A 20,460-nucleotide genomic window follows, 5' to 3' on the forward strand; every position below is an offset into this window, starting at 1 on the left:
CGATAAAGGAAAGCCCTTACAGGATTGAGCAGGTGCGAATACTAACCAAAGCTGAGCCGACAAGCAAGTCTATTTTGAGCTCATTTGCTTATTTGCAGAAAAAAACAACAAATCAGTGAAATATTGCTCAACCTAACTTAACCGCAATTAACCTGCCGCTTTTACCGCATCAGCAATACGATTTGCCATCGCAGTGACATCAGCTTCATTTTCGCCTTCAACCATGACGCGAATTAACGGTTCAGTTCCTGATTTTCTCAGCAATACACGGCCTTTGCCTGCCAATTGTTTTTCAACTTCTTCATTAGCAGCAACCACGGCATCACTTTGTAAAGGATCGTGCTTACCTTTAAAGCGTACGTTGACTAACACCTGTGGCAATAATTTCATACCACTGCACAAGTCGTGAAGGCTCATATGATTGCGAACCATGGCGCTCAGCACCTGTAAACCCGCAACGATCCCGTCACCTGTAGTCGTTTTATCCAGCAAAATCACGTGGCCTGAGTTTTCAGCCCCCATGCGCCAGCCTTTTTCCTGTAGTTTTTCGAGTACATAGCGGTCACCCACTTTTGCACGTTCAAATGGAATGCCAAGCTGTTTCAGGGCGATTTCTAACCCCATATTACTCATCAATGTACCAACAACACCGCCTTTTAATTGACCTTGGCGTAGTGCTTCACGAGCAACAATAAAGAGGATCTGGTCGCCATCAACTTTTTCGCCGAGGTGGTCAACCATAATAATACGGTCACCATCACCATCAAACGCTAAGCCAACATGGGCTTTTTCTTCTAACACTTTTTGTTGCAACTGGCGAACATCTGTTGCACCACATTCTTCGTTGATATTGATACCGTTTGGATCGCAACCAATCGTGATAACTTCAGCACCTAATTCGCGAAATACGTTTGGTGCAATATGGTAAGTCGCCCCATTTGCGCAGTCGATGACAATTTTTAAACTAGAGAGACTTTGTTCGTTCGGGAACGTCCCTTTACAGAATTCGATGTAACGCCCCGCCGCATCCACGATACGGTTTGCACGGCCTAATTCGGCAGATTCAACACAAGTAATCGGTTTTTCCATTTCGGCTTCAATAGCTTCCTCTACTTCATCAGGAAGTTTTGTCCCATCAATAGAGAAAAATTTAATGCCATTATCATAATAAGGATTATGAGAAGCCGAAATAACAATCCCCGCTTCAGCGCGGAAAGTACGAGTCAAATAAGCAACAGCAGGGGTTGGCATTGGACCCGTAAAAGAGGCCGATAAACCCGCGGCAGCTAAACCTGCTTCTAAGGAAGACTCCAACATATAGCCAGAAATACGCGTATCTTTACCGATGATAATCTTACGTGAACCGTGACGAGCTAGCACTTTTCCTGCAGCCCAACCTAATTTTAAAACAAAATCAGGGGTAATTGGGCTGTCACCCACTTTGCCACGAATACCATCAGTACCAAAATATTTACGAGAGCTCATACGCTTATTTTTCCTTTTCTGACAGAGTCATCTGTACCACTTGCATCGCTTGTACGGTTTCTTTCACATCATGGACACGAATGATATGTGCCCCTTGCATTGCTGCAATCACTGCACAAGAGAGGCTGCCCGCGAGGCGTTCTTGCGGTGGAACATTCAATAATTGTCCAATCATAGATTTACGTGACATCCCTGCCAATAGCGGTAGTCCGAAATTATGAAATTGTTCTAAGTTTGCCAATAATTGGTAATTATGCGACAAGTTCTTCCCAAATCCAAAGCCTGGATCAAGGATTATTTGCTGCCGCTCAATTCCCGCGGCCATACAACGGGCAATTTCGCCTTCAAGATAGGTTTGTACTTCGTGTACCACATTTTCATAATTAGGTGCTTCTTGCATCGTTCTTGGCTGACCTTGCATATGCATAATGCACACGGGCAACCCCGTTTGCGCCGCCACGCGTAATGCGTCTGGTTCATGAAGTGAACGAATATCATTAATGATATGCATACCTGCTTTTGCTGCTTCAGCCATGACTTGCGCTTTCGAAGTATCAACAGAAATCCATACATCAAACTGCTTAGCAATGGCTTCCACAACAGGAACAACACGGTCTAATTCTTCATTCACTGATACCTCAGCGGCACCAGGGCGTGTTGATTCGCCACCGATATCGATAATCGTTGCACCTTCTTGTACCATTTTAGCAACATGATCTAGCGCATCATGATAAAGATTATGGGTGCCACCATCTGAAAATGAATCAGGAGTAACATTCAAAATCCCCATCACTTGCACAGTAGATAAGTCAAGGAGGCGGCCTCTGGCTTTGATATGCATATTTATTTTTCCTTAACGAAAAAAACCCCAGCGAACTGGGGCTTTATGATTTATTTTAACGACAGCTTATTGTGGCTTGTTATCGTTATTATCTGATGGGTTTGATTCACCAGAATTATTACTTGGCTCTTCAGCACTGTTCTGTGGTTCTTCAGATTGAGGTTTTTCAGCTGTTTTCTCAACATTTGATGGACCTTTACCAAATGTTCCTGTCACATTGCTGACTTTTTTGTCCTCATCCCAACCCGCAGGTTCACGTACTGGACGACGATTCATTAAATCATCAATCATTGGCATATCGATAGTTTCATATTTCAGTAATGCATCTTTCGTTGCATGCAGAATATCAATATTGTCTTCCAATGTTTTGTATGCCAATTGGTAACAGTGATCTAAGATTTTCTTGATTTCTTCATCGACAATACGCGCTGTTTCATCAGAAATTCCTGAACCATTACCAGAAGAACGACCTAAGAATGCAGGACCTTCTTCTTTCGAGTATTGCATTGGGCCTAAACGGTCTGAGAAGCCCCACTGCGTGACCATGTTACGTGCTGTATTGGTGGCAAACTGAATATCGGAAGAAGCACCTGTGGTGACTTTTTCACGACCGTAAATCAGTTCTTCAGCAATACGACCTGCATAAGCTGTTGCAATCATACCTTCGAGTTTCAAGCGGCTACGGCTCACTTCATCACCTTCTGGTAAGAAGAATGCCACACCTAATGCTTGACCACGAGGAACGATAGTTACTTTATGAACAGGGTCATGTTCTGGCATCAAATGACCGATAATCATATGGCCACCTTCGTGGTAAGCCGTTGATTCTTTTTGCTCTTCGGTCATCATCAGAGAACGACGCTCTGCACCCATCCAAATTTTGTCACGCGCTTTTTCAAATTCAACCATGGAAACGACACGCATATTTGCACGAGCCGCAAACAGAGCTGCTTCGTTAACCAAGTTTGCTAATTCAGCACCAGAGAAACCTGGTGTTGCACGCGCAAGAATGAATGTGTCTACGCTTGGGTCGATAGGCACACGACGCATATGCACTTTCAGAATTTGTTCACGGCCACGTACGTCTGGTAAACCAACCACAACTTGACGGTCAAAACGACCTGGACGTAATAACGCTGGGTCAAGAACGTCTGCACGGTTAGTTGCCGCGATAACAATAATCCCTTCGTTGCCTTCGAAGCCGTCCATCTCAACCAGCATCTGGTTCAGGGTTTGTTCACGCTCATCGTGACCACCACCTAAACCAGCACCACGTTGACGACCCACGGCATCGATTTCATCAATAAAGATGATACAAGGCGCTGCTTTTTTCGCTTGTTCGAACATATCACGAACACGAGAAGCACCCACACCCACGAACATTTCGACGAAATCGGACCCCGAAATAGTGAAGAATGGCACTTTTGCTTCGCCTGCGATAGCTTTCGCAAGTAAGGTTTTACCTGTACCTGGAGGGCCTACCATCAGGACGCCTTTAGGAATTTTACCACCCAGTTTTTGGAAGCGAGCGGGTTCACGCAGGAACTCGACTATCTCACCCACTTCTTCTTTGGCTTCGTCACACCCAGCAACGTCTGCAAATGTTGTTTTGATCTGATCTTCTGTCAGCATGCGGGCTTTACTTTTGCCGAATGACATTGCCCCTTTGCCGCCGCCACCTTGCATTTGGCGCATAAAGAAAATCCAGACACCAATCAACAGAAGCATTGGGAACCAGGAAATGAAAATAGATGTCAGTAAGCTAGGTTCTTCTGGTGGTTCACCAACGACAGTCACATGCTTATTCAGCATGGTGTCTAACAGCTTCTCGTCCTGCATAGGAAGATAAGTTGTATAGCGGCTATTATCAGCCTTTCTGACGTTCAATTCACGACCTGTGATACGAACTTCACGTACCTGATCCTGGGCTAACTCATTGATAAACGTAGAATAATCAACTCTGCGACTATTCGAATCGCTTGGGCCAAAACTCTGGAACAAGGACATCAGAACAACTGCGATGACTAACCAGAGAATCAGGTTTTTCGCCATGTCACTCAAGGGATTAACCTCATATTACAACTGTGTTAACAAATAACGCTCAGGGTACTATAGTTTTAGTCCTGTCGCTACAATGTATACTTCACGCGATCGAGCCCGCGAAGATTCAGGTTTACGAACTTTTACTTTCGTAAACAGGGAACGGATATCCCTAAGGTAGTCATCAAAGCCTTCTCCCTGAAACACTTTGACAATGAAACTTCCTCCAGGTGCCAATACTGCACGGCACATATCCAATGCTAATTCAACCAGATACATAGAGCGAGGAATATCAACAGCCGGTGTCCCACTCATATTTGGCGCCATGTCAGACATGACCACCTGTACTTTTTTGTCGCCAACTCGTTCGAGCAAAGCGGCGAGCACTGCTTCGTCACGAAAATCCCCTTGAAGGAAATCCACGCCAACGATTGGGTCCATCGGTAATAAGTCACATGCAATCACTCGACCATTATGACCTATTTGACTAACAACGTATTGTGACCAACCCCCTGGGGCGGCACCTAAATCAACAACGGTCATACCTGGTTTAAAAATTTTATCACCTTGCTGGATTTCCTCCAGTTTAAACCATGCACGTGAGCGTAACCCTTTCTTTTGTGCTTGCTGAACATATTTATCACTAAAATGCTCTTGCAACCAGCGACTTGAGCTTGCCGAACGTTTTTTATTGGCCATTGTGCTTTCCAACTATACTAAAAGATCTACAACGATATTGCTGCTTCTTTACCATCGAACAGATATAATTGATGGTGATAGATATCAGATGGCGGTAGAATAAGCCATTTTCAATACTAACCAAGCAAAAAATCGATGAATCTTAATAAAAAACAAATTCAGCACCTTAAAAGTCTCGCTCACCACTTAAACCCTGTTGTTATGATTGGCAACAACGGATTAACCGAAGGTGTCTTGGCTGAGATTGAAATCTCACTAGCACATCATGAGCTTATCAAAGTCAAAATCGCAGGCGAAGATCGTGATACTAAAAATTTGATCGCTGATGCGATTGTTCGCGAAACTGGTGCAGTAAATGTACAAATTATCGGTAAAATTCTTGTTATCTATCGCCCGTCGGCAGATCGCAAAATCATTTTACCTAAATAATAACCCATCATTTATATAAAAATGCCATTGAAAGCACGTTTTATATGAAGAAAAAGGCCGCCTGCGGCCTTTTTCGTTAAATCAGGGAAATAATATAGCTAATTCAGGGAAATAGGAATCAGATATACTCAACTTTAAGAATTTCGAACTCAACGTCTCCGCCTGGGGTTTTGATTGAGACCACGTCATCGACCTCTTTCCCAACCAAACCACGCGCTATTGGTGAGTTAACAGAAATTAAATTCACTTTGATATCCGCTTCGTCATCACCCACAATACGATACGTCAGCTCTTCATCAGTATCAACATTCAATACCGTTACTGTTGCACCGAAAATTACACGGCCATTGTTGACCATTTTGGTCACATCAATGACTTGTGCGTGTGAAAGTTTCCCTTCGATTTCTTGAATACGGCCTTCACAAAAGCCTTGCTGCTCACGAGCTGCATGATATTCCGCATTTTCTTTTAAATCACCATGTTCACGCGCTTCAGCGATTGACGCAATGATTTCTGGACGGCGGACCGATTTCAGGAACTCAAGTTCCTCTCTTAGTTTGTCCGCACCAAATACCGTCATCGGGATCTGTTTCATTAATAAATACCTCGGTTTCAATCCTATCTAAAAACAAGTATCTTCCTGATTTTGTAACAACAGTACACCGAGCACCTCTGAATACCAGGGGGGCTCCAAGTAAATAACTCAATCAGACTCATGTACTCATTTATCTTATCATAATGTACGTTATTTTAACTGAGACTTAATAACGGGTCATCGTTTACTTTATAAGGCATTACACTTTAGTATGTGCAGTATGTCCACTTTAATGCGTGAAATCTATGTCATTACTTAACTTAACCAGAAAATGGATACTCACTTTCGGGATTACCTTAGCCAGTAGTCAAGTTCTTGCTATCCCCATTGATGAGTACAAGCAACACCTGCCAGACGGCACTAACCTCGCTCTGGTTGCGCAGAAAGTGGGAAGTAACACCCCATTAATTGATTATAACGCACAACAAATGGCGCTCCCTGCAAGTACACAAAAAGTGGTTACTGCACTCGCCGCCTTATTGCAATTAGGGCCTGATTACCGTTTTGTCACCAATTTCGAAACCAGCGCCAAATTGAATAATAATACATTGTCGGGGGATTTAGTCATTCGCTTTAGTGGCGACCCAACACTGACCCGCCAACAAATTCGCAATATGGCGAATGCATTGAAACAAATTGGGATCCATAAAGTTGACGGGGACTTAATTGTCGATATTTCTGCATTCGCTAGCCACGATAAAGCACCTGGCTGGGTGTGGAATGATATGACTCAGTGTTTTAGTGCTCCTCCAGCAGCCGCAATTATTGACCGAAACTGTTTTTCTGTTTCCCTTTACCCTGCTGAGCGTGCTGGCGATATGGCGTTTATCAAAACTGCCAATTTTTACCCTGTGAATATGTTTAGTGAGGTCAAAACGCTCGCTAAAGGCTCACCTGAGGCGCGCTACTGTGAGTTGGACGTCGTACCTGGGGAGTTAAACCGCTACACACTAACAGGCTGCCTGACTCAACGTAGTGAACCACTTCCTCTTGCTTTTGCCGTACAAAATGGGGCGAGCTATTCAGGGGCAATTGTTAAAAATGAATTAAAAACTGCGGGTATTGAACTGACTGGTAATGTGAAAAAACGCACGCAGCCAACCACACAGTCACAAGTGTTGGTTAAAACGGAATCTAAGCCTCTTCATGATTTACTCAAGGTGATGCTTAAAAAATCTGACAATATGATCGCCGATACTGTTTTTCGGACGATTGGTCGCGAATATTATGGCGTTCCAGGTACATGGCGATCAGGATCCGATGCTGTTAGACAAGTGTTAAAACAAAAGGCAGGGATCGACCTTGGTAATACAGTGATGGTGGATGGATCTGGGCTTTCGCGCCATAACTTGATCACGCCAGCAACGATGATGGAGATCCTTCAGTTTATAGCCAAAAATGATCAACAACTTGATTTCATTTCCATGCTCCCTCTCGCTGGACATGATGGCACATTACGCTACCGTGGAGGCTTCGATGAAGCAGGCGTAAATGGAAAAGTTTCAGCGAAAACAGGTGCATTACAAGGGGTGTATAACCTCGCAGGCTTTATTACCACCGCGAGCGGGCAACGCGTTGCATTTGTGCAGTTTATCTCTGCTTATGCGGTTCCACAAAGCCAGCAACGTAGCCGCCGAGTACCATTAGTTCGTTTCGAGAGCCGGTTATATAAAGACCTGTATAAAAACAACTAATTGCTAAGTTTCATTCATTAAAAAAGGCGCTTTTGCGCCTTTTTGTATTTCTAAGATAAATTATTTTTGGTAAATGATTTCGACACCTTCATCGTCATCTTCATCCCAATCATCATCCCAGTCATCGTCAACGTCTTCAGCACCTGAAAGTTGCTCTTTGTGGTAATCATCCCACATAAACTCGACTTTCTCTGGCTGTTGGACATCTTCAGTCGTTGCCATATCACGAGGTTGAGTATTCATAAATTCCATGATATCCCAGCACAGTGCTTTCACACCTTCATGGTTAACCGCTGAAATCATGTAGAATTTATCTTCCCAGCCCATTGCTTTGGCAATTTCGGCTGCACGCATTGCAGATTCTTCTTCGCCTAAGATATCAATCTTATTGAAGACTAACCAACGTGGTTTCGCTGCCAATTTTTCACTGTATTTTTCTAATTCGCTGATGATGATCTGCGCATTTTCAACAGGATCTGACTCATCGATCGGGCAAATATCGATCAGGTGCAGCAAGACGCGGCAACGTTCTAAATGTTTTAGGAATTGGATCCCAAGCCCTGCACCTTCCGCAGCGCCTTCGATCAACCCAGGAATATCCGCCACAACGAAGCTTTGTTCGTTGTCCATACGCACCACGCCTAGGCTTGGTACTAATGTGGTAAACGGATAATCTGCCACTTTTGGTTTTGCCGCGGAGACAGAGCGAATGAATGTGGACTTCCCTGCATTAGGCATTCCCAACATCCCAACATCTGCTAACAGCATCAATTCTAACAGTATTTCGCGAGTCTCACCTTTCGTACCCATAGTACGTTGGCGTGGAGCACGGTTTACTGATGATTTAAAGCGAGTATTCCCAAGGCCATGGAAACCGCCCTTAGCGACCATGTGGCGCTGTTCATGGCGCGTCATATCACAAAGTACTTCATTAGTGCCAAGATCGCGTACACGCGTACCGACGGGCACCTTCACTGTGATATCTTGACCACGTTTACCTGTACATTCACGGCTTTGGCCATTTTGACCACGTTCTGCACGGAATGATTTTTCAAAACGGTAATCGATTAACGTGTTGAGGTTTTCGTCTGCTTGTAAGTAAACATCCCCACCATCGCCACCGTCACCACCGTCTGGCCCCCCTTTCGGGATATATTTTTCACGGCGGAAGCTGACACAACCATTGCCACCATCTCCTGCCACGACCAATATTTTGGCTTCATCTACAAATTTCATATTTCTCTCTCCGCTTCTGAGCCGCATAACGCTGGATGGCTGTTCTACTCAGAGATGGTGTATCTTTAATATGTGTGTAGTTCATTAAAGATCAAATATCTGAATATAAAAAGCCCCGCAAAAAGTTTTGCAGGGCTTTAAGTCTGAATTAAAGATCAGAAAACTTATTCAGCTTCGATGCTGATAAATTTACGATTATTAGGACCTTTAACTTCAAATTTCACTTTACCATCCGCTAATGCGAACAGAGTGTGGTCACGGCCACAACCTACGTTGTTACCTGCGTGGAACTTAGTACCACGTTGACGAACGATGATGCTACCTGCTAATACAGCTTCACCACCAAAACGCTTAACACCTAAACGTTTTGCTTCTGAGTCACGACCGTTACGAGTCGAACCACCAGCCTTTTTGTGTGCCATTAATCTGCTCTCCTAAATCTTAAGCGATGACAGTGATCTTAACATCAGTGAACCACTGACGATGACCCTGTTGTTTACGGCTATGTTTACGACGACGGAATTTGACGATTTTTACTTTCTCGCCACGACCGTGTGCAACCACTTCCGCTTTCACTTTAACGCCTTCAACGACAGGAGCGCCGATTTGGATCTCATCGCCATTAGCAACCATTAAAACTTGATCAAATTCAACAGTTTCACCTGTTGCGATGTCCAGCTTTTCTAGGCGGACAGTTTGACCTTCGCTAACTCGGTGTTGTTTACCACCACTTTGGAAAACCGCGTACATATTAACTCCGCTTTCCGCGTACTCGCTAAATATTTCAATTCCAGAGCACGCTATAAAATATTCACAATAGGGCGCGAATTCTACGCAAAAAAGCATCAGAACACAAGCCAATAATGCGGTTAGATGACAAAAAATACGACTTTTTTCTCAACAACCTCTTTTTAGTACTGATTTGGTACTAATTACTCAAATTGTTACTTATTTAAACATTTTTTGCATCACACCTGATAATCTTATTATTAATAATGTTATGCTAATGGTATAAGTGTTCTATTCGGTCTCCCATTTTGTTATTCAGGGAATGAACCAAAAACTAATAATATGAATAAATTACGATGAATTTAGAATCTATTATTGAACTAACAACTGAGGATATGTCAGCAGTAAACAAAGCCATCCTCAGTCAATTGAATTCAGATGTTGCACTAATTAACCAGCTTGGTTATTACATTGTCAGTGGTGGAGGCAAAAGGATCCGCCCAATGATCGCGATACTGGCAGGAAGATCCTTAGGCTACGCGGGGCATAAACATACCCAAGTCGCGGCATTGATCGAGTTCATCCATACCGCAACATTATTGCATGATGATGTTGTTGATGAATCGGACATGCGTCGTGGAAAACAAACCGCAAATGCCGTGTTTGGTAACGCTGCAAGTGTATTGGTGGGTGACTTTATTTATACTCGATCCTTCCAAATGATGACGGATCTTGATTCGATGCGAGTCCTTAAACTCATGTCCGAAGCCACTAACGTGATTGCAGAAGGTGAAGTTTTACAACTCATGAACTGCAATGATCCTAATATTACTGAAGAAAACTATATGCAGGTGATCTACAGCAAAACAGCACGTTTGTTTGAAGCAGCGGCTCATGCATCCGCTATTTTAGCGAATGCAACACCTGAGCAAGAAAAGGCATTACAAGATTATGGTCGTTATATCGGCACAGCCTTCCAGCTGATCGATGATTTACTGGATTACGATGCTAATAACGCCCAGTTAGGCAAAAATACAGGTGATGACCTTGATGAAGGTAAGCCCACGCTTCCTCTTCTTCACGCCATGCAAAATGGGAATGAAGAAGAATCAGCATTGATTCGCCAAGCGATAGAACAAGGTAACGGCCGCCATTTGTTAGAGACCGTTTTAGCAACGATGAAGCGCTGTGGCTCACTTGAGTACACTTATATTCGTGCACAAGAAGAAGTACAAAAAGCGATTAATGCGCTAAATGTCATTGATGATTCTATTTATAAAGAAGCTTTAATTGGACTTGCTCACATCGCCATCCAACGTCATTCCTAAAACTCGCTATAGGCTGTTTAAGAAAAGGGGAAAATTATTTTTCCCCTTTTTCGTCTTCAGCTATCTGTGCAAGTAGTGAAGATAGACCATAACGCAAAATGTATTTTACGATTTTATTACGTTCAGTCTCTGTCAGTTGATAATAAGCTTCTGACCAGATCTGTAATGCATCTGTTCTTTGGCTTTGATAAGGCACTGACGGCTCGCATAAGCTTAATTGGCCTTGGATCTCTCCTGGTAGGCTTTCAATATAATATTCAACAGCTTTACCTTGGACACCTCGCTTTCGCCGATGTTTCCAGCCCTCTCTTCTTGCCATCAGGTTAACACCCTGTGGCGAGGTTGGCAGTCCTTCTAGCCCTGCGAGCTCTTTCGCAGTGAACCACAATTTTTTCATATCTTCACTTTCACGCTTATATTATGAAACCTGCTATTGCAGCTTTACCGAATCGTCATCTGTTAAAAAAGATTTAGACTGAATATAATATTATTTTTATATAATTAATTATTCACAACTTAAGTATTTGTAAACGACTTTTTATTAATTAAATCAATTAGTGCTAAAGCCCCTTCCCGTATAATGAATGCCAAGATCACCTCACGCTCATCATTAGAGAGTTGGTTATAAGCTTCTTGCCAAATAAACGAATTGTCATTTCGTTTTACCTGATAGCTTGGCAAAGCTTCGCTAACAAATTGACCGTCAAAAATATCTATCGATATCGAACTAATGTGGTATTCCAACGCTTTTCCTTGGATACCTTTCCTTTTGCGACAAGTCCAATTTTCACGCCTAGCCATGGCATTAATACCCTGAGTCGTCATTGGAAGCCCTTGCAACCCAACTAACTCTTTTGCTGTTAGCCATTCCTTGTACATACTGACCCTCCTAGTCCTGATGACAACGCACTTTCAGTTGCTGAAAACTATCTATACTTTCTTAAAAACAGTTAAATCATTCATTTTATTAATAACAGGAAATAATAATATACAAATCATATATGTTATTTGCATTTTAATTTCTTTTAATAACAGATAATTAAATAATTTACTCGCTAATAATTTAAGTAATTTTGTTGAGTAATTTAGATATATTACCAATACAAGTAACGGGTAACAGTAAATACGCCATTCCCAATACTAACTCGAAAGAGTTAGTTTTATTTTCAAAGTTTTATCTTAATTCACAGTTATTAATTCTAACTTTCCATTTAATTTCACAAAAACCACGATAGTTTCATAAAATAGAATTTTTAGAAAAAACCAGAAATTATTTTGGAAAATTTCTGTTATTTTATTTCCAATAACAGGGAGATTGTATTGAATGTATCACAATATCCCGTTACTCGTACCATTAACTCTACATGATTCTGAATGAAAAAAGGACTAAAAAATGATTTTACGGAAGTCAGACTGGCACCCAGCAGACATCATCGCAGCATTACGTAAGCGTGGAACAACACTTGCTGCTATTTCACGTGAAGCAGGGCTGAGCTCTTCAACTCTCGCGAATGCCCTTTCACGTCCATGGCCTAAAGGAGAATGGATTATTGCCAATTTTTTAGGAATTCACCCATCTGAAATCTGGCCAAGCCGATATTACGACCCGATAACAGGTAATTTATTAGAAAGGAAAGTGAGAGAAAAAACACCAATGGAAGATTAAAATCGAATGAAAATAGTTATAAAGCCGTGAATAATAACTTTATTGATCCACGGCTTTATCTTTTTATCATTACTCAATAAAGAAAATATTATTTCATACGCGCAAAACCGTCAGACAGATCCTGCTTTAAATCATCCAGATTTTCTAAACCAATCTGAAGTCGCAGTGTTGGGCCACCTGGCTCCCAATGTGTGACTGTACGGTATTCAGCGCAATTAAATGGAATAATTAAGCTTTCAAAGCCACCCCATGAATAGCCCATACCAAAAATGGATAGCCCATCTAACATGTTCGCAATATCAGTCTGGGTGTATTTCGGGTCTAACACGATGGAAAATAACCCTGATGACCCTGTAAAGTCCCTTTTCCATATTTCATGCCCAGGACAATCAGGAAATGCGGGGTGTAAAATTCTAATAACTTCAGGGCGTTGCTGTAACCAGTGAGCAATATTTAGCGCTCTTTCTTGGGCTTCTTTTAAGCGAATAGGCAACGTTCTCATACCACGTAAAGCCAGAAAACAGTCTTCCGCTCCAGGCAACATCGCCATGTAGTCATAAGTTTCACGTAGTTTTGGCCACCATGCTTGATTTGCAGACACAATCCCCATCAGCAAATCAGAGTGGCCACCTAAATATTTTGTTCCTGCTTCGAGTGAAATATCACAGCCCAGTTCATGCGCTTTAAAAAACAACGGTGTAGCCCATGTGTTATCGATGATGGTGGCAATATTATGCCGTTTCGCAACATCAACAATCGCAGGAACATCTTGAATTTCAAAACTTTGAGAACCTGGAGACTCTAAAAAAATGGTGCTGGTATTTGGCTGCACAAGTGTTTCAATCTCTGTACCGATCATCGGATCGTAATAAGTGGTCTCAATCCCCATTTTATCCAATAACCCGTGGCAAAACTTACGGGTTGGCCGATAAACACTGTCTGGCATCAGTAGGTGATCACCCGATTTCAGTGTCGTTAACAAGGCTAGGACTATTGCTCCTAATCCTGACGGTGACAACACCGTCCCCTCTGCCCCTGCGAGAACAGACCACGCCTGTTCAAGTTGCTTAATGGTTGGCGTGCCCGCTGTACCGTAGTTAAATTCGGCTCTATCGTTGATTAAGGCATCAACCGTTGGGAACACCACCGTCGAACCACGATAAACTGGGGCATTCACGAACCCTGATTGCTTCGCAGGGTCTCTTCCAAGCTGGGTCACTTGTGTATCAACATGAAACTCAGAAACTACTTTTTTCTTCATGAGATCCTCTCATCAACATCATTATTTATTCGAAAAACTTAAAGAATGGTGACAGACACAACAGCACACCAAAGAAAATGATAAACCACACTGTTGGGCCTTTAAATTTGTGCAGTGCTGGGACTTTGTAAACCAGATAACATGGGATCAAACAAGAAACGATACCAAACAATGGACCACCTAACTGCATAAAAAACAGGATTGAGAATCGTGTTGAAACCCAGAACCACAGTGCGATAATCACGCCTAAGCATACGCCATAGTGCAGTACCGTTTGGTTAATGCGCTCTTCAGGCATGAATCGAGTGAGAATATTCACCACAATGCCTTTTATCGCTTCTTGGAAGCCCAAGTAAATCCCTAAGAATGCCGTTAAGATTGCAAAAATATTCAATAATGCCGTCATCACTTTCACCACAGCACCTGGTATCACCTGCGCAGCAATCGCTAATGCAGAAATATTTTGCTCGAAAGCGGATACCGCTTGTTCATGGCTAATTGAAAAGGTAAACGAAAATGCAAAGAATAATACGGCGACGGCTAAAATAATATAGGCAACGCGGTTAGCCCGTATTGCACGGTAAGTCGCAATGCGTTTATCGCTTTCTAACTTACGATAAGCAATATTCATTGGGCTCAAAATTTGCACAAATAAAATAGAAAACAACGTAAATGGTAATGTTAAGAAAACATCTCGCATAAATGGGAGAAAATCAGGAAAGGCAGCGATATTCGCAAAGTTCCAATATGGCACCATGACAACACCAAGCAGCACAATAATCCCAAATTTCACAATAACCATTGGGCCTGACACTTTAAACAGTAGCCTCTCTCCTTGCGCCGCTATCGCGACCAATACGGAAATAATAATCAACCCATACCAAATAGAGTCAGATAATAACCCTTCGGTTAATCCAAAGGTTTTAATATACGAGGCGCTGTCAAAGGTCACGGCTAATGAATAAGAAAACATACCGTGCAATAGCATTAAAAAGTAAGCTATCCCTAATGCTATCCCCCAATTTTTACCCAAGTATTGCGTAATAACACTCGCATAATCATTGCATTCTTCAGATTCAGATAGCGTTCTAAGATATAAGTTTTGTAACCAATAAATGGCTGGATAAGAAAGCATGGTTGCGGCAATAAACACCCAGATGCCTTTAATACCAATTTGCACAGGCATAAATACAATTCCTGAGCCAATCGCCATCCCTATACATAAAATCACCCAACCTACATCATATTTTGTAAAAGGGATCTTTTTGGTATCAATAGGATTACCTGCACTTGCCTGAATACTATTAGACATAGTCTATTCCTCAACGTTATAGATTTAATTATTAAAAAAGTTAGGAACAACATTATTTGTAGGCGTTAATTTTTCATTATCGCCGTTTTTTAATACTGGTGTGGCTCGAGCAAACTGCGATAAATTCACAATTATAGTATGCTGGAATAAATGGGTTTGATAGGGCGGGACAATGCTAATAAATAAAAACACTTTTGCGTTCAAAGCAAAAATTGACAGCTACGCGATTTTTCGACATTTAGAGTTATTTATCAAAATCGTCGAATGTAATAGCTTTAGCCTAGCGGCGAAGAAGCTGAATGTAACGCCGTCATCCGTCAGCCGAGGGCTACAGCAGCTAGAAGATCAATTGGGTGTAGTCTTGCTAAAACGAACAACCCGAAATTTTATTTTGACCGATGCCGGGCGCTATTTATTGCAGAGATCGCAAAACTTATTGGCTGATCTTGATGACTCTCTGATCAATACCGCAAGTTTCTACCAACATGCTCAAGGGCAATTAAAGATCACCTGTTCCATTGCATTTGGTGTCTGCCATTTAATGCAAATCTACAGTGAATACCGCGAAACGAATCCCAAAGTCAGTTTATCCGTTGACCTTAATGATGAGCTAATTAATTTAAATGAAGTGGATTTTGATATTGCATTACGTATTACTAGTCACCCGCCTGAGAATTTTGCGCTGCGAAAAATTTGCAACATTAACTGGGTATATTGTGGTAGTCGGACGTATTTTGAGCGTTATGGTATTCCTCAGTCCCCCGCCGATATTGCATTACATAATTGCTTAATTAACCCGAATATTCCTGACACATGGCGAATGACGGATAAAGATGGTAGCGCTTATCCTTTGGAAATTAATAATATGATTGAGGTGAATAGTAGCTTAGGTTTATTAGAAGCTGCACGTTGCCACCAGGGCATTGTTTGCTTACCCACATATATGTTAGGCAATTATATTGAAAATGGCGAGCTGATCCCTGTCTTGCTGGATTATGACCCCAAATCGACACCATTTGCACTGTATGCGTTATATCACCCAGCTCATACACACTCACCGAAAATCAGAACATTTATTGATTTTTTAGTGGAAAAAATACCGTCAGATCCACACTGGGATCATTGGATGCGACAGCATGCCTCGTAGTCGTCTCATAGAAATTAAAAAGGTTGAGTTCTATAAAAAGAAACTCAACCTTTTCGATTAGGAAAAATTAATTAGCATTAGCCATTAATAAATTTTTCACCTAATTCGATATCCGCTTTCAGGACATCTAACATGTCTTTCAGCGCTTTTTCTTCAAATGCGCTTAATTTGCCAATTGGCAGGTGTTTTTCGATACCGTTTTTACCTAAAACAACAGGTTGTGCGAAGAAACGTGCATGTTGGCCTTCACCTTCAGTGTAAACACACTCAACCACGTTGCTTTCACCTTGCAGACCACGAATTAAAGATAAACCTAAACGTGCTGCTGCTTGTCCCATAGACAGTGTCGCTGATCCGCCACCAGCTTTTGCTTCAACTACTTCAGTACCTGCATTTTGGATACGTTTAGTTAATGCTGCGATTTCGTCATCAGAGAAGCTTACACCTTCAATTTGTGATAACAGAGGCAGGATCGTCACGCCAGAGTGACCACCGATAACTGGAACTTCGATATCGTTGACGTTTTTGCCTTTTAATTCCGCAACAAAAGTATTAGAACGGATGATATCTAATGTTGTCACACCGAATAAACGGTTTTTGTCGTATACACCTGCTTTTTTCAGAACTTCGGCAGCGATTGCAACAGTTGTGTTCACTGGGTTAGTGATAATACCAATTAATGCTTTCGGGCAAGTTTCTGCGATTTGTTGAACAAGGTTACGAACGATGCCTGCGTTAATGTTAAACAGGTCTGAACGGTCCATGCCAGGTTTACGTGCAACACCCGCAGAGATAAGAACAATATCCGCACCTTTCAGTGCAGGTTTCGCATCTTCACCAGCAAAACCAGCCACTTTAACGTCTGTTGGGATGTGGCTTAAGTCAGCAGCAACACCTGGAGTAACGGGTGCGATGTCGTAGAGGGAGAGTTCTGAACCAGCTGGAAGCTGATTTTTGAGAAGAAGGGCGAGAGCCTGACCGATACCACCTGCTGCACCTAGGACTGCAACTTTCATTCTGAAACTCCTTAATTTGTACTTTAAAAAAATATGACTTTATTTGGTTATGCACTAAACGCATTACGTATAAAAAACAATTTCTTAACAGATAGAGAGAGAGTTTAACGCTAGAGAATTTGTTGACTAATTCCCCCTATTCTAAACAAATTCCTTATCTGTTAATGAGATAACGGGCACTTTTTTAACAAATAGTTTTTCTCACTATTGCTTTTCGCACAATAAGTTGTTTTTACTGTTCATTATTCAAGCACAAACCCTTTTATTAACAATAAACTTACAACTTTAATAAGCTAAATTCATTGATATATTATGCTAATTTTCCACACCAACAATTTAAGATAAATTGACTTTTAGCGCTGCAAATAAAACAACATAAAACCTAAAAGATGCCATTATCATTGATTATTAAATCATCATAACGCAATTTTGTTGCATAAAAATGCACTTTTACGGATAATACAACTTAGTTTAATGCCGATGAATGGGTTAATTATGCGTACTCCGTCTAAACAAGAAGACTTAGTTAAGGCTTTTAAAGCCCTACTCAAAGAAGAAAAATTTAGCTCTCAGGCTGAAATTGTCACGGCTTTGCAGGAAGAAGGCTACGAAAACATTAATCAATCTAAAATTTCCAGAATGCTCACCAAGTTTGGCGCTGTTCGCACTCGTAATGCGAAAATGGAAATGGTGTATTGCTTGCCAAGTGAGCCTGGTGTGCCAACCGCCACCAGTCCATTGAAAAACCTCGTTTTGGATATCGATTACAACCCATCAGTTGTGGTAATTAGAACTAGCCCAGGCGCAGCTCAATTAATTGCTCGCTTACTAGACTCATTAGGTAAAGCCGAAGGTATTTTAGGGAGTATTGCAGGGGATGATACGATTTTCTCTACACCAGCGAATAACTTCACGACGAAAGAGCTATACGAAGCGATTTTAGTGTTGTTCGAGCAAGAGCTCTAATTGACATCAATCGTTTGATGCCAAACTAAGGGGGAAAGTATCGACTTTCCCTTTTTTATTTAAGCCAAAGATTAGGGGCTTTACCGTGCTATTCGAAATTTTTCGCAATATTGTGCATTACGGCTTTCATTTTTTGATGCCAATTTTGTTCGCCTATCTATTTTGGCGAAAAAATTGGAAGTTAGCCGCATTGATTATGATTGCAACAATGGCTATCGATTTAGACCACTTATTAGCAGACCCTATTTTTGACCCTGATCGCTGTGGCATTGGCTTCCATCCCCTTCATTCCCTTTGGGCCGCGATTGCCTATGTCATTTTACTGTTTATGCCATCCTGGAAGCTTAAAGCTGTGGCTGTAGGGTGCTTATTCCATCTTTTTACCGATTCACTCGATTGCTATATGGGCAGCCTAAAAAAAGAAATGAATAACCCAGTAACATTAAGCTGGGTGATAGACCAATGCCCATTCGATACATCAGACATTAAAAAACCCCAGCAATCTTAATGAACACTGGGGTCTATCTAGACTATTATCAGTAGGCTTAATTACTCATCTACTTCAGTTTCCGCTTTCGCTTTCAAACCCGCTAGCAATTTCCCATGGATGCCCTCAAAGCCACCATTGCTCATAACAAGTATATGGTCACCAGGCTGTGCAGCTTCAATCACCATGTTCGTCAGTGTGTCAATATCCGCGCTCCAGCGAGCGGGCTGAACGCACTTTTCAGCGATGTCAGTGACCATCCACGGAATATTGGTTGGTTGGAATAAAAAGACTTCATCTGCACGGCCTAAAGCAGGCGCAATGTCATTTTTATTCACCCCCATTTTCATGGTATTTGAACGGGGCTCTAACACAGCAATAATTCGTGAAGTCCCACCCACTTTGCTACGCAACGCTTCGAGTGTTGCCAAAATTGCGGTTGGGTGATGCGCAAAATCATCATAAACGCTGACACCATTTTCCACACCACGCAATTCAAGGCGACGACGTGCATTGATAAATTTACCCAATGCAATACAAGCCTCTTTAGCAGGTACACCAACATGGTGAGCAGCTGCAATCGCCATCAAACCATTTTGGATATTGTGATTACCCACTTGTGACCAAGAGACTTCGCCCACTTTTTCTTGCTGAAAATACACTTCAAAGTGGCTACCATCGTGGTTTAGCTTCACCCCTTGCCATTCGCCATGTTCACCGCCCACCAGCTCTTGCTCACTCCAACACCCCATGCCAATCACTTGTTTTAAATGATTGTCATTGTCTGGGGTAAAGATTTTTCCACTGGCAGGGACGATACGAACAAGGTGATGAAATTGTTTTTGAATCGCTTCGAGATTTTCGAAAATATCCGCATGGTCGAACTCAAGGTTATTCAAAACCAAGGTTTTTGGACTGTAATGCACAAATTTTGAGCGTTTATCGAAGAATGCACAATCATACTCATCGGCTTCAATCACAAAAAATGGGCTTTCGCCAAGTTTAGCGGACACATCAAAATTGCCTGGCACACCACCAATTAAGAAGCCTGGCTTATAACCGCAGTCTTCTAAGATCCACGCTAACATTCCTGCTGTCGTGGTTTTACCATGTGTTCCCGCCACAGCAAGTACCCAACGCTCAGGTAATACGTGGTCATGTAACCATTGAGGGCCTGAAGTATAAGGTAAACCTCGTTCTAATACAGCTTCAACACACGGGTTACCACGCGTCATGGCATTGCCAATCACCACCATATCTGGGATCGGTTCGAGCTGAGCAGGATCATAACCTTGAATAAGCTCAATGCCTTGATTTTCAAGCAATGTGCTCATTGGTGGATAAACATTTGCATCTGATCCCGTCACTTTATGGCCTAAAGATCGCGCCAATATTGCTAAACTTCCCATAAAGGTACCGCATATACCTAAAATATGTATGTGCATTCTTTTTCATCCAATTAGCATGAGGTTTGTCACTATTCTACCCATCAATAGCAGGTTTATAAATGCATTAACCTATTAATCTTT

21 protein-coding genes are annotated in these 20,460 nt (G+C 42.0%); 7 read left to right on the forward strand and 14 right to left on the reverse strand.

Annotation, left to right across the window (positions count from 1 at the left end; all coding sequences use genetic code 11):
* Positions 1–147: 147 nt before the first annotated feature.
* From glmM to rlmE, 4 genes are all read right to left on the reverse strand, one after another.
* Complete coding sequence (glmM, locus tag PR808_RS14290; protein ID WP_206083226.1) at positions 148–1,485, reverse strand: phosphoglucosamine mutase; 1,338 nt, start codon at positions 1,483–1,485, stop codon at positions 148–150.
* A 4-nt stretch (positions 1,486–1,489) separates the two neighbouring features.
* On the reverse strand, positions 1,490–2,326 hold the full coding sequence (gene folP / locus PR808_RS14295) for a dihydropteroate synthase (protein WP_272539535.1): 837 nt from the start codon (positions 2,324–2,326) through the stop codon (positions 1,490–1,492).
* Between the two features lie 66 nt (positions 2,327–2,392).
* Positions 2,393–4,378 (reverse strand): ATP-dependent zinc metalloprotease FtsH, encoded by a 1,986-nt coding sequence (gene ftsH / locus PR808_RS14300; RefSeq protein ID WP_206083779.1) that lies wholly within the window; start codon positions 4,376–4,378, stop codon positions 2,393–2,395.
* Positions 4,379–4,435: 57 nt separating this feature from the next.
* Positions 4,436–5,065, reverse strand: a complete 630-nt coding sequence (gene rlmE, locus PR808_RS14305) for a 23S rRNA (uridine(2552)-2'-O)-methyltransferase RlmE (protein WP_004905912.1) — start codon at positions 5,063–5,065, stop codon at positions 4,436–4,438.
* A gap of 135 nt (positions 5,066–5,200) precedes the next feature.
* Here rlmE and yhbY point away from each other — a divergent pair, with 135 nt between their 5' ends.
* Positions 5,201–5,494, forward strand: coding sequence for a ribosome assembly RNA-binding protein YhbY (yhbY, locus tag PR808_RS14310; protein WP_047755891.1), 294 nt, complete (start codon positions 5,201–5,203; stop codon positions 5,492–5,494).
* Positions 5,495–5,612: 118 nt separating this feature from the next.
* Here yhbY and greA read toward each other — a convergent pair whose 3' ends face one another.
* The gene (greA, locus tag PR808_RS14315; protein WP_206083224.1) at positions 5,613–6,089 is read right to left on the reverse strand and encodes a transcription elongation factor GreA; all 477 of its coding nucleotides are present in this window, start codon (positions 6,087–6,089) and stop codon (positions 5,613–5,615) included.
* A 245-nt stretch (positions 6,090–6,334) separates the two neighbouring features.
* On the opposite strand from greA, the gene dacB reads away from it, so the two are divergent.
* Positions 6,335–7,783 (forward strand): serine-type D-Ala-D-Ala carboxypeptidase, encoded by a 1,449-nt coding sequence (dacB, locus tag PR808_RS14320; RefSeq protein ID WP_206083223.1) that lies wholly within the window; start codon positions 6,335–6,337, stop codon positions 7,781–7,783.
* 60 nt (positions 7,784–7,843) lie between these two features.
* Here the strand turns inward: dacB and cgtA are convergent, their stop codons facing one another.
* The 3 genes from cgtA to rplU all read right to left on the reverse strand — a co-directional run bounded on the left by cgtA (position 7,844) and on the right by rplU (position 9,769).
* A complete protein-coding gene (cgtA, locus tag PR808_RS14325; protein WP_272539536.1) occupies positions 7,844–9,019 on the reverse strand; it encodes an Obg family GTPase CgtA in 1,176 nt (391 codons plus the stop codon).
* Between the two features lie 164 nt (positions 9,020–9,183).
* On the reverse strand, positions 9,184–9,441 hold the full coding sequence (rpmA, locus tag PR808_RS14330) for a 50S ribosomal protein L27 (protein WP_004905922.1): 258 nt from the start codon (positions 9,439–9,441) through the stop codon (positions 9,184–9,186).
* Positions 9,442–9,460: 19 nt separating this feature from the next.
* Positions 9,461–9,769, reverse strand: coding sequence for a 50S ribosomal protein L21 (gene rplU, locus PR808_RS14335; protein ID WP_004905925.1), 309 nt, complete (start codon positions 9,767–9,769; stop codon positions 9,461–9,463).
* Positions 9,770–10,104: 335 nt separating this feature from the next.
* On the opposite strand from rplU, the gene ispB reads away from it, so the two are divergent.
* Positions 10,105–11,076 (forward strand): octaprenyl diphosphate synthase, encoded by a 972-nt coding sequence (ispB, locus tag PR808_RS14340; RefSeq protein WP_206083219.1) that lies wholly within the window; start codon positions 10,105–10,107, stop codon positions 11,074–11,076.
* A gap of 34 nt (positions 11,077–11,110) precedes the next feature.
* Here ispB and PR808_RS14345 read toward each other — a convergent pair whose 3' ends face one another.
* Both PR808_RS14345 and PR808_RS14350 read right to left on the reverse strand, forming a co-directional pair.
* Positions 11,111–11,473, reverse strand: a complete 363-nt coding sequence (locus tag PR808_RS14345; RefSeq protein ID WP_206083217.1) for a DNA-binding protein — start codon at positions 11,471–11,473, stop codon at positions 11,111–11,113.
* 119 nt (positions 11,474–11,592) lie between these two features.
* A complete protein-coding gene (locus PR808_RS14350; RefSeq protein ID WP_206083215.1) occupies positions 11,593–11,955 on the reverse strand; it encodes a DNA-binding protein in 363 nt (120 codons plus the stop codon).
* Positions 11,956–12,469: 514 nt separating this feature from the next.
* Here PR808_RS14350 and PR808_RS14355 point away from each other — a divergent pair.
* Positions 12,470–12,742 (forward strand): helix-turn-helix domain-containing protein, encoded by a 273-nt coding sequence (locus PR808_RS14355; protein WP_206083213.1) that lies wholly within the window; start codon positions 12,470–12,472, stop codon positions 12,740–12,742.
* 88 nt (positions 12,743–12,830) lie between these two features.
* Here the strand turns inward: PR808_RS14355 and metC are convergent, their stop codons facing one another.
* Both metC and PR808_RS14365 read right to left on the reverse strand, forming a co-directional pair.
* Positions 12,831–14,003 (reverse strand): cystathionine beta-lyase, encoded by a 1,173-nt coding sequence (metC, locus tag PR808_RS14360; RefSeq protein WP_272539537.1) that lies wholly within the window; start codon positions 14,001–14,003, stop codon positions 12,831–12,833.
* 25 nt (positions 14,004–14,028) lie between these two features.
* Complete coding sequence (locus PR808_RS14365) at positions 14,029–15,315, reverse strand: amino acid permease (RefSeq protein WP_442960065.1); 1,287 nt, start codon at positions 15,313–15,315, stop codon at positions 14,029–14,031.
* Positions 15,316–15,487: 172 nt separating this feature from the next.
* On the opposite strand from PR808_RS14365, the gene PR808_RS14370 reads away from it, so the two are divergent.
* Positions 15,488–16,462 (forward strand): LysR family transcriptional regulator, encoded by a 975-nt coding sequence (locus PR808_RS14370; RefSeq protein WP_206083207.1) that lies wholly within the window; start codon positions 15,488–15,490, stop codon positions 16,460–16,462.
* Positions 16,463–16,539: 77 nt separating this feature from the next.
* On the opposite strand, the gene mdh is transcribed toward PR808_RS14370, so the two are convergent.
* Positions 16,540–17,478 carry a malate dehydrogenase gene (gene mdh, locus PR808_RS14375; protein WP_047756324.1) on the reverse strand — a complete coding sequence of 313 codons (939 nt, stop codon included), beginning with the start codon at positions 17,476–17,478 and terminating at the stop codon, positions 16,540–16,542.
* Between the two features lie 495 nt (positions 17,479–17,973).
* Here mdh and argR point away from each other — a divergent pair, with 495 nt between their 5' ends.
* Together argR and PR808_RS14385 are read left to right on the forward strand one after the other, a co-directional pair.
* Entirely contained in the window at positions 17,974–18,444 is a 471-nt protein-coding gene (gene argR, locus PR808_RS14380) for a transcriptional regulator ArgR (protein ID WP_272539538.1), read from the forward strand.
* Between the two features lie 85 nt (positions 18,445–18,529).
* Positions 18,530–18,952, forward strand: a complete 423-nt coding sequence (locus tag PR808_RS14385; RefSeq protein ID WP_272539539.1) for a DUF6122 family protein — start codon at positions 18,530–18,532, stop codon at positions 18,950–18,952.
* A gap of 41 nt (positions 18,953–18,993) precedes the next feature.
* Here the strand turns inward: PR808_RS14385 and mpl are convergent, their stop codons facing one another.
* Complete coding sequence (gene mpl / locus PR808_RS14390; protein ID WP_206083202.1) at positions 18,994–20,376, reverse strand: UDP-N-acetylmuramate:L-alanyl-gamma-D-glutamyl-meso-diaminopimelate ligase; 1,383 nt, start codon at positions 20,374–20,376, stop codon at positions 18,994–18,996.
* Between the last annotated feature and the right edge of the window lie 84 nt (positions 20,377–20,460).

This window comes from Providencia sp. PROV197 (genome assembly GCF_028479625.1).
Taxonomy (GTDB): domain Bacteria; phylum Pseudomonadota; class Gammaproteobacteria; order Enterobacterales; family Enterobacteriaceae; genus Providencia; species Providencia vermicola.

Excerpts from the sequence above, each read along its gene's own strand:
- glmM (WP_206083226.1), bottom strand. The coding sequence starts at position 1,485 with ATGAGCTCTCGTAAATATTTTGGTACTGATGGTATTCGTGGCAAAGTG.
- folP (WP_272539535.1), bottom strand. The coding sequence starts at position 2,326 with ATGCATATCAAAGCCAGAGGCCGCCTCCTTGACTTATCTACTGTGCAA.
- ftsH (WP_206083779.1), bottom strand. The coding sequence starts at position 4,378 with ATGGCGAAAAACCTGATTCTCTGGTTAGTCATCGCAGTTGTTCTGATG.
- rlmE (WP_004905912.1), bottom strand. The coding sequence starts at position 5,065 with ATGGCCAATAAAAAACGTTCGGCAAGCTCAAGTCGCTGGTTGCAAGAG.
- yhbY (WP_047755891.1), top strand. The coding sequence starts at position 5,201 with ATGAATCTTAATAAAAAACAAATTCAGCACCTTAAAAGTCTCGCTCAC.
- greA (WP_206083224.1), bottom strand. The coding sequence starts at position 6,089 with ATGAAACAGATCCCGATGACGGTATTTGGTGCGGACAAACTAAGAGAG.
- dacB (WP_206083223.1), top strand. The coding sequence starts at position 6,335 with ATGTCATTACTTAACTTAACCAGAAAATGGATACTCACTTTCGGGATT.
- cgtA (WP_272539536.1), bottom strand. The coding sequence starts at position 9,019 with ATGAAATTTGTAGATGAAGCCAAAATATTGGTCGTGGCAGGAGATGGT.
- rpmA (WP_004905922.1), bottom strand. The coding sequence starts at position 9,441 with ATGGCACACAAAAAGGCTGGTGGTTCGACTCGTAACGGTCGTGACTCA.
- rplU (WP_004905925.1), bottom strand. The coding sequence starts at position 9,769 with ATGTACGCGGTTTTCCAAAGTGGTGGTAAACAACACCGAGTTAGCGAA.
- ispB (WP_206083219.1), top strand. The coding sequence starts at position 10,105 with ATGAATTTAGAATCTATTATTGAACTAACAACTGAGGATATGTCAGCA.
- PR808_RS14345 (WP_206083217.1), bottom strand. The coding sequence starts at position 11,473 with ATGAAAAAATTGTGGTTCACTGCGAAAGAGCTCGCAGGGCTAGAAGGA.
- PR808_RS14350 (WP_206083215.1), bottom strand. The coding sequence starts at position 11,955 with ATGTACAAGGAATGGCTAACAGCAAAAGAGTTAGTTGGGTTGCAAGGG.
- PR808_RS14355 (WP_206083213.1), top strand. The coding sequence starts at position 12,470 with ATGATTTTACGGAAGTCAGACTGGCACCCAGCAGACATCATCGCAGCA.
- metC (WP_272539537.1), bottom strand. The coding sequence starts at position 14,003 with ATGAAGAAAAAAGTAGTTTCTGAGTTTCATGTTGATACACAAGTGACC.
- PR808_RS14365 (WP_442960065.1), bottom strand. The coding sequence starts at position 15,315 with ATGTCTAATAGTATTCAGGCAAGTGCAGGTAATCCTATTGATACCAAA.
- PR808_RS14370 (WP_206083207.1), top strand. The coding sequence starts at position 15,488 with ATGCTAATAAATAAAAACACTTTTGCGTTCAAAGCAAAAATTGACAGC.
- mdh (WP_047756324.1), bottom strand. The coding sequence starts at position 17,478 with ATGAAAGTTGCAGTCCTAGGTGCAGCAGGTGGTATCGGTCAGGCTCTC.
- argR (WP_272539538.1), top strand. The coding sequence starts at position 17,974 with ATGCGTACTCCGTCTAAACAAGAAGACTTAGTTAAGGCTTTTAAAGCC.
- mpl (WP_206083202.1), bottom strand. The coding sequence starts at position 20,376 with ATGCACATACATATTTTAGGTATATGCGGTACCTTTATGGGAAGTTTA.